Source organism: Bradyrhizobium sp. AUGA SZCCT0160, assembly GCF_018130105.1.
In the GTDB taxonomy this organism is placed as follows: domain Bacteria; phylum Pseudomonadota; class Alphaproteobacteria; order Rhizobiales; family Xanthobacteraceae; genus Bradyrhizobium.
The window spans coordinates 154165-168194 of the sequence record NZ_JAFCMD010000009.1; the positions used below are offsets into that span (position 1 = coordinate 154165).

Sequence of the window (14030 nt, forward strand, 5' to 3'; positions counted from 1 at the left end):
CTTGATTTTACGCCGATTCCGCTTGCCGGCCGAGGCCGCCGCGCTCGTGGAACAGCCGCTCTTCCCAGGCCAGCGCGTGGGTGGCGATGGTCTCGAGATCATCAAATTGCGGCGTCCAGTCCAGCGTGGCGCGGATGCGGCTGGTGTCGGCGACCATGGTCATGATGTCGCCGGTCCGGCGCGGCGCGTATTGGACCGCGAAATTGCGCATCGCGACGCGGCGAACCGCCTCAATGGTCTCCAGCACCGAATAGCCGCGGCCATAGCCGCAGTTCAGCGTGACCGAATTTCCGCCGCTGCGCAGATACGACAGCCCGGCGAGGTGTGCCTGCGCGAGATCGCTGACGTGAATGAAATCGCGGATGCAGCTGCCGTCCGGCGTCGGATAATCGGTCCCGAACACGTCGATCTTGGCGCGCTGTCCGGTGGCGGCTTCGACGGCGATCTTCAGCAGATGCGTCGCGCCGACGGTGGCAAGGCCGACGCGTCCCTTCGGATCGGCGCCCGCGACGTTGAAGTAACGCAGCGCGACATATTTCAGATCATGCGCCGCGGCGACGTCGTGCAGCATCAGTTCGGTCATCAGCTTGGAAGAACCGTAGGGCGACAGCGGCCGCGTCGGCGCATGCTCGGGCACCGGCACCTGGTCCGGGTTGCCATAGACGGCGGCGGTCGATGAAAAGATGAAGCGGTTGACGCCGCCCTTGACGGCTGCGTTCAGCAGGCTGCGCGTCGTCATGGTGTTGTTGCGGTAGTAAGCCAGCGGATCGCGCATCGAATCCGGCACCACTACCGAGCCGGCGAAATGGATGATGCTCTCGACGCCGTGTTGGGAGAGCACGCCCTCGACGAGGTTTTCGTCGCCGGCGTCGCCGATGAACAGCGGCACACCCTCGGGCAGGAAGGCGGAGAATCCGGTGGAGAGATTGTCGATCACGACGACGCTTTCGCCGGCGTCCGCCAGCGCGTGAACCATATGACTTCCGATATAGCCGGCGCCACCGGTGACAAGCACGGTCATGGGCTTACCCTCTCCCAGTTGTTGCCGCCGATGCTAGCCGGGGCGCGGTGAAGAGTGGGTTTCGGCATGAGCGAACTGGTCACTATGCTTAATGTTGCGTATAGGAACCCATGTAAACGGAGCCGGACGTGCCGATCGAGAACAATTCAGCCGATGATCTGCAGCTGATCGTGCCGAATCTGCACAGGCGCTATTCCGGCGTCACCGCAACCAACCGGATGGTGGCGCCGAAACTGGCAAAAATGTTTCGCGCGGCATGGCTCGGTTCCCACGCCCCTGACGGCATTGCGCGGATGGGTTTCGCCGATTTGCCAAAACTCTGGCGCCGCCCCGCGCCGCTGATCTGGCACGCGCGGCGCAATGACGAAATGATTGCCGGCGTGTTGTTGCGCGCGCTCGGCTGGCCGCTGAAACTTGTGTTCACGTCAGCGGCGCAGCGGCATCATAAATCGCTGACGCGCTGGCTGATCCGCCGCATGGACGCGATCATCGCCACCAGCGCGCTCTCGGCTTCCTTCCTCAAGCGTGAATCGACGGTCGTGATGCACGGCGTCGATACTGATCGTTATGCACCGCCGGCCGATCGCGCGGCTGCGTTTGCGCAAAGCGGATTGCCGGGCCGCTATGCGATCGGCTGCTTCGGCCGGGTCCGCGCGCAAAAGGGCAGCGACGTCTTTGTCGAGGCGATGTGCCGGCTGCTGCCACGCTTTCCGGATTTCACCGCCGTGATCGTCGGTGCTGTTGTGCCCGAGCAGCAAGGCTTTGCGAACGGGCTGAAAAAGCAGATCGAGGCCGCCGGTTTGCAGTCACGAATCATCATCACCGGCGAGATCGAGATCGAGGAAGTGCAGCGCTGGTATCAGCGGCTGATGATCTACGCCTTCACCTCTCGCAACGAAGGTTTTGGGCTGACGCTGATCGAGGCGATGTCGTCCGGCGCGGCATTGGTGGCGTCGCGGGCAGGGGCGGCCGAATTCGTGGTCGAGGACGGCGTCACCGGCGTACTGACGCCGCCCGGCGACGCTGATGCCTTGGTGGCGGCGTTGGAGCCATTGATGAAAGATCCCGCCTCGGCGGCGGCGATGGGGGTGCGGGCGCGAGCGCGCGTACTGGAGAAGTTCAGCCTCGACGCTGAAGCGAATGCGATCGCGGCCGTCTATCGAACCGTGGTTTGAGCCATCACGTCGGCCACAAAAGCGTCGAGATCACCGCCTGCGAAAAGGAAACCCGGCAGGCCCACGGCTTGCCCGGCCTCGATGTCGGTCGGGCGGTCGCCGATGACGAAGCTGCCGGCGTGACGCACCGGCCAGTGCTGCATCAGGTCATGGATCATGCCGGGGCTTGGCTTGCGCCAATGATGATTTTCGAGATAGCCGGCGACGGTGCCTTCCGGATGGTGCGGGCAGTACCTGATGTCGTCGATGACGGCGCCTTGCGCCGCGAGCTCGGCGCGCATCCAGTCGTGCAGCGCGTTGAGTTCGTCCTCGGTGAAATAACCGCGCGCAATACCGGCCTGGTTGGTGAAGAAGAACACGAAATAGCCGGCGTCGTTCAGCCGCCGGATCGCCTTCGCCACGTTCGGCATCCAGCGAATCCGTTCCCGCGTGCCGACATAGCCGTCGTCATGGTTGACGACGCCGTCGCGGTCGAGGAAGGCGGCGGGCTTCGGAATCGCGCGGGCGAGGTCGGTGCCGCTCATTCCGGAGAGGCCTCGCGCATCATGGTCTGCTCGATCTCGTCGCAGATGCCGTGGCCGATGGCGAGATGGATCTGCTGCACCACCGGCGTGTCGTCGGTCGGCGCCACCAGCAGATGATCGCAATCCGCGCCCATGGCCGCGCCCTTGCCCCCGGTGAAGCCGATCGTGACAAGCCCGCGCTCGCGCGCCTTGCGCAACGCCGCCAGGATGTTCGGCGAGCGGCCCGACGTGGTGAGCGCGAGCAGCACGTCGCCGCGCACGCCGAGGCCTTCGACCTGGCGGGCGAAAATCTGCTCATAGCCGTAATCATTGCCGATTGCGGTCAGCGCCGACGTGTCTGTGGTGAGCGCAATCGCCGCGTAGCCGGGCCGGTCCTTCTTGTAGCGGCCGACGATTTCGGCGGCGATGTGCTGGGCATCGCCGGCGCTGCCGCCATTGCCGATGATGAGAAGCTTGTTACCGGCGCGCAGCGCCGAAATGATCGCGGCTGCAATGGCGTGCGCGACGGCCAGCAGTGCCGCGTCGCTGTTGGCGCGTTCGAGCGCGACGAGCGACTCTTTCAGATGGGCGGTGATCAGGTCTTTCGAATTCTGGTTCAAGATGCACCGTCAGGGTTGCAACGCGCGAGTTCTACCTTGGCAAGTCTTTTGGAACGTCTTGGTACTGATCGCGCGGCTCACGCGCAAGCTCACGAGGGCTGATGTGCACGCGCGCGGGCTTCGCCAAGCACGCGCTGCACGATGTCGACCACGTCGGATGCCGGGATGTCCCGCATGCATCTATGGTCGTTCATGGTGCAGACGGTGCGCTGGCAGGGCTGGCAGGCAAGCTGCGATTTGGTTTGCAGGACGGTTGCCGCCAGGCCGTTCAGCGGCGCCCAAAGATAGGGGCTGGTCGGCCCGAAAATCCCCATGGTCGGCGTGCCGATCGCGGCGGCGATGTGCATCAGGCCTGAATCATTTGAGATAGCAACGCTGGCCGCCGCCATCGCCAGGATTCCGTTGCGCAGATCTGACCCGGTGAGGTCGCGGATTCGAGGTCCCCCGGCGGCCACGATCTCCTGCGCCAGCGCCTTTTCGCCGGGACCGCCGACCACCCAGACCTCAAAGCCGCGTTCTGCCAGCAGCCGGGCCGCTTCCGGGAAATAGGTCCAGCGCTTGGACGCCCCGACGGAACCCGGCCCCAGCGCCACCGCAGGCCCCGTACCCAGCCCATTGGCCTGCCGCCAATGGCTGGCATCGTCTGGTGGCACGGCCAGTTGTGGCACCGGCCATTCCGGCGGCAATGCCGCGCCGTCGGGCAGCGCCAGCGCGGCATTCTTGTCGATAAAGCGGGGCAGGGCCTTCTCGCCCCAGCGCATCCGGTTGATCAGCCCGAACCGGGCTTCGCCGAAGAAGCCTACCCGTTCCGGGATACCGGCCAGCGTCGGCGCAATCGCCGCCTTCCAGGTCCGGGGCAGGACCAGGGCCGTCGCATAGCCCCGGGACCGCAATTCCCTGGCCAGACCTTGCTGCTTGGCAACCGCCAGCCGGCTGCGCGGCAGATCCCAGACAATCCCGGCGCGAACCCCGGGCATGTAATCGACCAGGGGGGCGCAAAGGGAGGTCACCAGCAAATCGACCGGCCGGTTCGGCCAGCGTGCCTTAAGGACGCGCACCACCGTCTGGCCTCGGACGAAGTCGCCGATCCACATATAGGGAATGATCAGGATCGGCCGCGTATCGGCCGCATCCTCCATCGCGATCCCATCTATTGAATCTTTATTCATATCTTAGGTGTCTGACGACCGGTCTTTTTCCGGCTTCGTCGGTAACCGCTCCGCACTGGCAGGTAAAGTCGCCCCTGCGGTCTTCACCACGGCCCACAAGCCAAGTTGCCTGCCGGGCGCGTCTGAGGCAAAGCTGACGCCGCACATCAAGGCAGGGGATGACATGTTACTGGTGACCGGGGGCGCCGGTTTTATCGGATCGAACGTCGTGGCCGCGTTGAACGACGCGGGCCGCACAGACGTGGCCGTGTGCGACATCCTCGGCCATGACGGCAAATGGCGTAATTTGGCCAAGCGCCAGCTCGCCGATTTCGTCCCGCCGCCGGAACTGATGGAGTGGTTGAAGGGCCGGCGACTCGACGCCGTGATCCATCTCGGGGCCATTTCCGAGACGACCGCGACCGACGGCGATCTGGTCATCGAAACCAATTTCCGGCTGTCGATGCGGTTGCTCGACTGGTGCACCGCGAACGCGACGCCGCTGATCTATGCGTCCTCTGCCGCGACCTATGGCGACGGCGAGCGAGGCTTTCGCGATGACCAGTCCGTGGAAAACCTGAAAAAGCTGCGGCCGATGAATCTGTACGGCTGGAGCAAGCATCTGTTCGACATGGCGGTGGCCGAACGCGCCGCGCGCGGCGAGAAATTGCCGCCGCAATGGGCCGGGCTGAAGTTCTTCAACGTGTTCGGGCCCAACGAGTATCACAAAGGCACGATGATGAGCGTGCTGGCGCGGCGCTTCGACGACGTCAAGGCGGGACGTCCCGTGCAATTGTTCAAGTCGCATCGCGAAGGGATCGCAGACGGCGACCAGCGCCGCGATTTCATCTATGTCGACGACGTCGTTCGCGTGATGATGTGGCTCTTGGCGACGCCTCATGTCAGCGGCCTGTTCAACGTCGGCACCGGCACCGCCCGCAGCTTTCGCGACCTGATGCTATCAGCCTATGCCGCGCTCGGCGCCAAACCCAACATCCAGTATGTCGACATGCCCGAACAGATCCGCGGCAGCTATCAATATTTCACCCAGAGCGAAGTCGATCGGCTGCTGCACGCCGGCTATAACGGCGGCTTCACGGCGCTGGAGAACGCGGTCGACGCTTACGTGAAGGGTTTCCTCGACCGCGCCGATCGCTTCCGCTGACGGGCTACAGGTAAGACCATATGCTTGATTTTGATGCCCTGTCGCATGCGATAACCCGGCAGACCGTCCTCTGCATCGGCGATCTCATGCTCGATGAATTCGTCTATGGGGAGGTCTCCCGGATTTCGCCGGAGGCGCCGGCGCCTGTCATTGCGGTTCAGCGCAGCGAGACCAATGTCGGCGGCGCCGGCAATGTCGCGCGCAATATCGCCTCGCTCGGCGCGCGCTGCATCTTTGCAGGATTGATCGGTCAAGACGAAGCGGGCGCGAAACTGCGGGCGGAGCTTTCGCGTGAAGACCGGATCGAGGCCGTGCTGGTGTCCGATCCCAACCGGCCGACAACGCGAAAAGTGCGTTTCGTCTCCGAGCATTTTTCGACCCATATGCTGCGCGCGGACTGGGAACTGGCGCAGCCGGCGGCGCCCGACATCGAGCAAAAGCTGATCGACGCCATCCTGCCGCAACTGGCCCGCGCCGACATCGTGCTGCTGTCCGACTACGCCAAAGGCGTGCTGACGGCGCGCGTGATCCGCAATGTCATCGACGCTGCGCGAAAACTCGGCAAGCGCGTGATCGTCGACCCCAAGAGCGCCAATCTGGCGATTTATCGCGGTGCGACACTGCTGACGCCCAACCGCAAGGAATTCGCCGAAGCGACCCGCAGCCGCGCCGACACCGCACAGGGCATCGCCGATGCGGCCCAGGACGCGATGTACCTGGCCGATTGCGAAGCCATGCTGGTGACGCAAAGCGAACACGGCATGACGCTGGTCGTTCGCGGCGGAGAGGCGATCCATGTGCCGGCGCTACCCGTGAAGGTGCGCGACGTCTCGGGCGCCGGCGACACGGTCGCCGCCGTATTGGCGCTGACGCTCGCCGCCAACGCCGATTGGGAAACGGCGCTGCGGATGGCGAATGCAGCGGCTGCCGTCGCAGTCGGCAAGAAGGGCACCGCCACCGTCACGCCCACTGAACTGCGGCGAAAAATCCTGCCGCATGCGTCGCTGGCGGCCGAAGAAAAAATCGTGGCCGCAGGCGGTGACCTCGATGTTCATCTGACGGAGTGGCGTCGGCAGGGCCTGCGCGTCGGTTTCACCAATGGCTGTTTCGACATCCTGCATCCCGGCCACGTGAAAGTGCTGACCGCGGCGCGCGGCGCCTGCGACCGCCTGATCGTCGGATTGAACAGCGACGCCTCGGTCAAGCGGCTGAAGGGCGAGGGGCGCCCGGTGCAGGACGAGCGCGCGCGCGCCGAAGTGCTGGCGGCGCTGGAGGCGGTTGATCTCGTCGCGATCTTCGAGGAGGACACGCCGATCGACCTGATCACGCGCGTGAAGCCGAGCGTGCTGGTCAAGGGCGGCGACTATACCCGCGAGCAGGTCGTCGGCTATGAGGTCGTCGAGGCCTGCGGCGGCGAGGTGCTGCTGATCGATATCCTGCCCGGACACTCTACGACGTCGCTGGTCGACCGCGCCCGCGGGGGCGCAGCGTGAACGCCAGGACGGCCACTTCGCCGGGAGGCCAGGCGCTGCCGGTCTGGCGCGATCCCGCCCGGTGGACGAAAGCCGCCGATATTTTCGCGGTGCTGATCGCGTTCTCGCTGCCCTGGTCAACCTCGCTGGTCGGCATCTTTGCCGTGATCTGGCTGCTGGCGCTCGCGCCGACGCTCGATTTGAGGCTTTTTCTGCAATCGCTGAAGCGGCCGATCAGCGCGTTGCCGATCGCGCTGTTTCTGCTGGCGCTGGTCGGGACGCTTTGGTCCGACGCGCCATGGGACGTGCGCAGGTACGCCCTCAGTCCCGCAACGAAGCTCCTTGTACTGCCGCTGCTGTTCTATCATTTCGAACGCTCGGCGCGCGGCATGTGGGTGTTGGTCGCCTTTCTGGTCTCCTGCGCGCTGCTGATGGTGATGTCCTGGCTGGTCCTGATGTATCCAAGCCTGACGCTCAAACCGGAAGGTGCCGACCGCGGTATTTTCGTCAAGAACTACATCGACCAGAGCCAGGAGTTTGCACTGTGCGCGGTTATACTCGCTTATCCCGTCATCACACTGTTGCGGGACAGGAAGTTCTGGCAGGCATTGCTGCTGACCGCGCTGGCGGCGAGCTTTATCGCCAACATGACGTTCGTCATCGTGTCGCGGACCGCGCTCGTCACCATGCCGGTCATGATCGCGATATTCGCGCTGATGCACCTGAAATGGCGAATTAACATCATCCTGTTCCTCACCACGATCGTGCTGGGCGGGCTGGCGTGGATCGCGTCGCCCCAGTTGCAGGCGACGACGGACAGGTTCGCGCGAGACTACCGGTTGTACAAGGAACTCAACCAGCCGACGTCGATCGGCTTGCGGCTGGTATTCTGGGAGAAGTCGCTGCGGTTTTTTGCCGAGGCGCCGATCATTGGACACGGGACCGGATCGACGCGGAGGCTGTTCGAGGCCGCCGCTACCGGTCCCGCGGGACTTGCCCAGCGCGAGGTGATCGGAAACCCGCATAACCAGACGCTTAACGTCGCGGTCCAATGGGGTTCCGTCGGGGTCGTCCTCTTGTATGCGATGTGGCTGGTGCATCTGCTGTTGTTTCGTGGCGAAGGCCTGGTGGCCTGGATCGGCCTCATGGTCGTTCTGCAGAACTTCTTCAGCTCATTGTTCAACTCGCATCTGTTCGATTTCCACGAGGGCTGGATGTACGTGCTGGGTGTCGGAGTGGCCGGCGGCATGATACTGAGGGCCAAGAATACTGAGGGCCGATACTGAGGGACGATACTAAGGGCGGAAGCGCCATGCCGGCGTCCACAGGCTGACAGGTCAGCGATTCAGGGATCAGCGACACCGGCCGTAAACGCTGGTTTGGGTGATCGAGATGAGCTATCAGCGGGGTTTGACGTTGCGGGACAGGTTTAGTTGATCAAGAGCATGACGCGTCTTTCCCAATTAACGCTGCGGAACCTGCTGATCGCAGTGCATGATGCGCTTGCGACCGGCGCAGCGTTGCTTGCCAGCTTCTTTCTCCGGTTCGAAGGCGACATGTTCTACGATCGCCTGCCGTTGCTGCTGCGCATATTGCCTTTTTTCGTCGTATTCAGCGTTGTCGTCTGTTACTTCTCCCATCTTACCACGACGAAATGGCGGTTCATTTCGCTGCCGGATGGGTTGAACATCCTGCGCGCGGCGACGATTCTGACGCTCGCGCTCGTGGTGCTCGACTATGTGTTCGTTGCGCCGAACGTGCTTGGCACGCCTGTCGCGCCGAACGTGCCGGGTGCGTTCTTCATCGGCAAGATCACCATCATCCTCTACTGGTTTCTCGAGGTGTTCTTCCTGAGCGGATCGCGGTTCGCCTATCGGTATTTTCGTTACACGCGCGCGCGACGTCATGCGAAGGCCGAGAACGCTTCGCCGGCGCTTCTGGTCGGACGCGCTGCGGACGCCGAGATTCTGCTGCGCGCGATCGAGAGCGGCGCCGTCAAACGCATCTGGCCGGTCGGCGTGTTGTCGCCGTCGCCGGCCGATCGCGGGCAGCTGATCCGCAACATTCCCGTGCTGGGCGGCATCGACGACATTGAGGACGTGGTTCGCGATTTCGAGGCGCGCGGCAAGCCGATCGCGCGCCTCGTGATGGCGCCATCGGCGTTCGAGCCGGAAGCGAGGCCCGAGGCGGTCCTGATGCGCGCCCGCCGGCTCGGCATGATCGTCAGCCGGCTGCCGTCGCTGGAAAGCGGAGAAACGCCGCGGCTGACCACGGTTGCCGTCGAGGACCTGCTGCTGCGTCCGAGCGAGGCCATCGACTACGCGCGGCTCGAATCCCTGGTAAAGGGCAAATCCGTCATCGTGACCGGCGGCGGCGGGTCGATCGGTTCGGAGATCTGCGAGCGCGTCACCACGTTCGGCGCCTCGCGGCTGCTGGTGATCGAGCATTCGGAACCGGCGCTCTATGCGATCACCGAAGCGCTGGTCGAGAGCGGAACCACGGCCGAGATCGACGGCCGGATCGCCGATATCCGCGATCGCGAGCGGATCATGCGCCTGATGCGCGAGTTCAAGCCGGATATCGTGTTCCACGCCGCCGCGCTCAAGCATGTGCCGATCCTCGAACGCGACTGGAGCGAGGGGGTCAAGACCAACATCTTCGGCTCGGTCAATGTTGCCGACGCGGCGCTGGCCGCCGGCGCCAAGGCGATGGTGATGATCTCGACCGACAAGGCGATCGAGCCGGTCTCGATGCTGGGCCTGACCAAGCGCTTTGCCGAAATGTACTGCCAGGCGCTGGACCATGACCTGGCGACGCAGTCGGACGGCAGGCCGCGGATGCGGCTGATTTCCGTACGGTTCGGCAACGTGCTGGCGTCGAACGGGTCTGTCGTGCCGAAATTCAAGGCGCAGATCGAGGCGGGCGGCCCGGTCACGGTCACCCATCCCGACATGGTCAGGTATTTCATGACCATCCGCGAGGCCTGCGATCTGGTGCTCACGGCCGCGACGCATGCGATGACGCCGGCACGTCCCGATGTTTCGGTCTATGTGCTCAACATGGGACAACCGGTGAAGATCGTCGATCTCGCCGAGCGCATGATAAGGCTATCCGGCCTGCAGCCCGGTTACGACATCGAAATCGTCTTTAGCGGGATGCGGCCGGGAGAACGGCTGAACGAGATCCTGTTCGCCAGCGAGGAGCCGACGATCGAGATCGGCGTCGCCGGCATCATGGCCGCCAAACCCAACGAGCCGCCGATGCAGGTGCTGCGCAAATGGCTCGCAATACTGGAGGAGGCGATCGCGAAAGACGATCGTGCCACCATCAGGGCGGTGCTCAAGGACGCGGTGCCCGAATTCGGATCGACCGCGGCTTGACCGCTAGAGCGCGATGACTTCTCTTCGATTCGTCATCCCACTCCAGCTCTTTGTTTGAGCATGATCTCCGAGCAAACGCTCCGCGTTTGTCGAGGGAAAACCGGTGCCCAGTTTTCCGGATCATGCTTTAGCGCTGGTCTGTCTGCGCAACGCGCGCCTGCGAAAACTGAAACAACACGGCCGCAACACCGAAAGCCCCAAGCGCCAGCATCGTCAGATCGATGCTTCTTGAGGAGGCGGCGATCGTCGTCATCGCCAGGCCAGCCAAGCCGAGGTTGAGCAGGAAGACGCGGGCGACGACCTGCGTGACGCTGAACCCGTTGTCCGTCGCGCGCTGGTAGAAGTGCGACCGATGAGCGTCCCAGAATCGTTCGCCTTTGGCCAGCCGCAAAAACAAGGTGATGGTCGCATCGGACAGATAATAGAGGGGAAGCAAAATGGCCGCGGCGAGGTGTTGACGGGACGCCAGTTCAAGCAGGCACCAGCCGGTGAGCAGGCCGATCGGCAGGCTGCCAACGTCGCCGAGGAACAGTTTGGCCACCGGCCGGTTGAACGGCGCGAATCCCAACAGGGCGCCTGCGAGCGCCAGCGCGATCGGCAGGATGTCCGCAGGAGCCTCACCCAGGAGCGCGATCGCACCGAGCGCGACGGTCATCGGAACCATCTCGGCCACCGTCATCCAGTCAAGACCGTCCATGAAATTGACGAGATTGATGAACCAGAGCATCCCCAGCACGATGAATGCCCGCTCGATCGCAACCGGGATGATCTCGAAGAATCGGATTTGTGGCGGAAGGACCGTGAACAGCACCACAACCACGGCCAGTTGAAGCGTCAGACGGGGAATCACCGGGATCGGGCGAAGATCGTCGACCATGCCTACGGCAGCGAGGCAGAAAGCTGCAGCAAGCACGATCAGAATGGCCGTTCCTGAAGCGGTCGAGCCAGACAATACTGTCAATGCCGCACCGATCGCGGTCGCGGCCATGACGGCCACCCCCCCGCCCTGGGGCGTCGGCGTCACATGCGACGATCGCGCATTCGGCCTTGCGAGCGCATAGCGCTGCAGCAGGGGACGCAGCGCCACAATCAGTATCGCACATATCACCGCGGCCGTGGCTGCGATTGCCAGCGATGTGGTCGGTGCGAGGGCGGTCATAGGAGCATAACTGGCGATTGTCCGATTTTTGGTATCGATGACCTAGCAGGTGAACCGGGCCACAAGCTCGACAATTCGCATCCCGGATGGGAGCACTGTGAGCAGCACAACCGCGGCCAGCTGCAAGGCAAGCCGCGGGATAACCGGAATAGGTCTGAGATCGGTAGCGATCATGGAAGTCCGTCAGCGGCAATATCCAGCCGCAAGGCATATAGGGAGGCTGCGCGTAGATCAATCGACGAAGAGCGAAGGCATCCCAGCGGTCTACCGGTTCAATAACGTGCCCATGAGACGGCGATAAGAGCCGAGGGCAATTTCGCGGGTATGGTGCGAAGCAATCTCTACCGCCCGATGGGCTTTCCATGCCGTGCTGCCCGAATTCGATGCGGCCTCGGTGATCGCAGCAGCAATTGCCACGGGACCTTCGGGAGGGACCACCCAGCCGACGTCTTCTGCGCGGATTATTTTCCGACTCATGTCGCGGCCGATCACCACTATGGCGTCGAACCAACGGATGATGGTCTTATTTACGGACCGGAACCCACGGGTCAGCATCGACGACACTCCCATAAATTCGGCCATCACTAGGGTGTCGGGATAAAGATCGTAGATGATCAGGGGCGGAGCCGGCTTTCTTGAGCCGAGCAGCTAGCGCGACCGCATATGGCAAGGTGAATGGCGTCGTCACGCATTACGCACGCGTCGATCAGGAATCGCGGAATTTTCAAGCCGTCTCATGGCTATGATTCCAACGGCAAGTCCGAAGAAGAATAGCAAACTGTATGAATAGGCAAATGCGCCGGAAAGCGCGGTGCCCGCAAGATTGAATACGTATAGCGCGATCGCGGATCTTTCTGCGGATGAAAACAGGCTCCAGCGGCTAATGGCGGCCACCACAGGAAACAGGGTAATGATGCAGAATAACAACAGGCCGACAATTCCGGTTTCATAAAGTAGTTCGAGGTGCAAATTATGGGGATAGTGTTGGGACCCTTCCGCGTTGCGAAGTAACCAATCGGGCGCACCAAAGCCGTCATTCACCGGGAACATGCCAACGCCGCGGCCGAATAGAAGCCGATCAGGTTCCGCCAAGATGCGCGCTGCCGTTCTGGCCCAAATCTGTATTCGGAAGCCCGGTCTAGGATCCTGAATTTCCCGAATGGTGCGAGAAATTGCATCTCCCGCATTCGGATCAACGGCCTTGTCCCCGAGCGCCTGGTGATAGAACCAGCTCGATGTAACTCCGGCTACGATCACGACAGCGATAACGCCAAACGCGACTTGCTTCCTTGAACGCACCCAAAGAGGTGCGGCTACCAGGAAAAGTAGACTGCATACCAGTGCTACCAGCGCTCCCCTGGCTGCAATGTGAAACATGAACAGGAGAACCAATGGCAACGTGCAGAATGCGAGAACGCGCGCTGTTCGATTTGAGCTAAGCCCAAGAGCTGCAAGCGCGGCCAAGCAGAGCACAGTTCCAATGTTCTGGTGAAAGGTGAGATAAACTGCCGACGCACCAACACCAAACACATCATGGATGAAGCCATCCCGCATCAGGTCGCCAAATCTGACGACATGCTGCGCGATCACGGCCAAATAGATGATGCCGGCAGCTGCAAGCGTCCATAATACCCCGACAACGGCGCGCGCAGCGGCAAAGCCGAAAATCATGAACAGTGCGTGAAAAATCAGAATTCCCAGCAGATGGGTTACGGGAACCAAAGGCAGGGAGTGGGTTAGAAAACTGATGATGATCGTGGTGTAAAACAGGCCCAGAACGACAATGATTTCTGTTATGCCTCCCGCCGCTGCGAAGGCCCGCCGCCAGCTCATCGCGATCAGTCCGCAACCGATAGCGACAGAAGCCGAGAATATTAAAGTGGATCCGATCAGGTAGAAGGGCACGAACACCTTGGCGAAAGCTGCGACGGTGACGGCGATCGATGTCCACTTCGCGAGGTCTCGGCTCTGGGACTTACCCAGCATGGCATTCTCTCGGAATCGGTAGCTTACCCCTGCATGCAGGTGATTGTGGCGTTATGCCGGATCGATGCTCCGTTGAACAGCTAAAATGTCGTCGTGCACATCGACCGGTCGAGAGCAGTCATGTCGGCTCCGCGAGCCGTGGCACGTTCCGCGACGCCGCCGAGAAAACCGGCCATCACCAGGGGACGGGATAGAGATCGTAGATCGATCAGGGTTGAGCCGGTTTTTCTTGAGCCTAGTAGCTAGCGCGACCGCTTATGGTAAGGATTGGCGTCGTCACGCAGAGAGCGGGACATCTGGGGCTCCACGTATTCTTCAGTGCAGCGGAGAACATTCGGATGGACAACAACACGGACGCGATCGACCGCGAAACCAACGTGGATTTTCCTGGCCTCTAGCTC

The 14030-nt window shown here is 62.5% G+C and carries 12 protein-coding genes; 5 read left to right on the top strand and 7 right to left on the bottom strand.

Translation table 11 applies throughout. The features are described from left to right. Positions 1–7 precede the first annotated feature (7 nt). Entirely contained in the window at positions 8–1021 is a 1014-nt protein-coding gene (galE, locus tag JQ558_RS16890; protein WP_212212219.1) for a UDP-glucose 4-epimerase GalE, read from the bottom strand. 128 nt (positions 1022–1149) lie between these two features. Between galE and JQ558_RS16895 the strand changes: the two genes are divergently transcribed. Further along, positions 1150–2196, top strand: coding sequence for a glycosyltransferase family 4 protein (locus JQ558_RS16895; protein ID WP_212294287.1), 1047 nt, complete (start codon positions 1150–1152; stop codon positions 2194–2196). Here the strand turns inward: JQ558_RS16895 and JQ558_RS16900 are convergent. From JQ558_RS16900 to waaF, 3 genes are all read right to left on the bottom strand, one after another. Next, on the bottom strand, positions 2178–2720 hold the full coding sequence (locus JQ558_RS16900; RefSeq protein ID WP_212212216.1) for an HAD-IIIA family hydrolase: 543 nt from the start codon (positions 2718–2720) through the stop codon (positions 2178–2180). The genes JQ558_RS16895 and JQ558_RS16900 overlap by 19 nt on opposite strands. Continuing rightward, a complete protein-coding gene (locus tag JQ558_RS16905; RefSeq protein ID WP_212294288.1) occupies positions 2717–3319 on the bottom strand; it encodes a D-sedoheptulose 7-phosphate isomerase in 603 nt (200 codons plus the stop codon). Before JQ558_RS16905 ends, JQ558_RS16900 begins: the two co-directional genes overlap by 4 nt. A gap of 89 nt (positions 3320–3408) precedes the next feature. After that, a complete protein-coding gene (gene waaF, locus JQ558_RS16910; protein WP_212294289.1) occupies positions 3409–4488 on the bottom strand; it encodes a lipopolysaccharide heptosyltransferase II in 1080 nt (359 codons plus the stop codon). 163 nt (positions 4489–4651) lie between these two features. On the opposite strand from waaF, the gene rfaD reads away from it, so the two are divergent. The 4 genes from rfaD to JQ558_RS16930 all read left to right on the top strand — a co-directional run bounded on the left by rfaD (position 4652) and on the right by JQ558_RS16930 (position 10484). Beyond that, positions 4652–5632, top strand: coding sequence for an ADP-glyceromanno-heptose 6-epimerase (gene rfaD / locus JQ558_RS16915; RefSeq protein ID WP_212294290.1), 981 nt, complete (start codon positions 4652–4654; stop codon positions 5630–5632). Between the two features lie 20 nt (positions 5633–5652). Further along, positions 5653–7125 (top strand): D-glycero-beta-D-manno-heptose-7-phosphate kinase, encoded by a 1473-nt coding sequence (rfaE1, locus tag JQ558_RS16920; protein WP_212294291.1) that lies wholly within the window; start codon positions 5653–5655, stop codon positions 7123–7125. Beyond that, positions 7122–8390, top strand: coding sequence for an O-antigen ligase (locus JQ558_RS16925; RefSeq protein ID WP_212212205.1), 1269 nt, complete (start codon positions 7122–7124; stop codon positions 8388–8390). Before rfaE1 ends, JQ558_RS16925 begins: the two co-directional genes overlap by 4 nt. Positions 8391–8549: 159 nt before the next feature. Beyond that, a complete protein-coding gene (locus JQ558_RS16930) occupies positions 8550–10484 on the top strand; it encodes an SDR family NAD(P)-dependent oxidoreductase (protein WP_212294292.1) in 1935 nt (644 codons plus the stop codon). 127 nt (positions 10485–10611) lie between these two features. Here JQ558_RS16930 and JQ558_RS16935 read toward each other — a convergent pair whose 3' ends face one another. The 3 genes from JQ558_RS16935 to JQ558_RS16945 form a co-directional block, all read right to left on the bottom strand. Then, positions 10612–11643, bottom strand: a complete 1032-nt coding sequence (locus JQ558_RS16935; RefSeq protein ID WP_212294293.1) for a glycosyltransferase family 4 protein — start codon at positions 11641–11643, stop codon at positions 10612–10614. A 264-nt stretch (positions 11644–11907) separates the two neighbouring features. Continuing rightward, the gene (locus JQ558_RS16940; protein ID WP_212294294.1) at positions 11908–12225 is read right to left on the bottom strand and encodes a hypothetical protein; all 318 of its coding nucleotides are present in this window, start codon (positions 12223–12225) and stop codon (positions 11908–11910) included. Positions 12226–12327: 102 nt separating this feature from the next. Then, entirely contained in the window at positions 12328–13629 is a 1302-nt protein-coding gene (locus JQ558_RS16945) for an O-antigen ligase (protein WP_212294295.1), read from the bottom strand. Positions 13630–14030 lie beyond the last annotated feature (401 nt).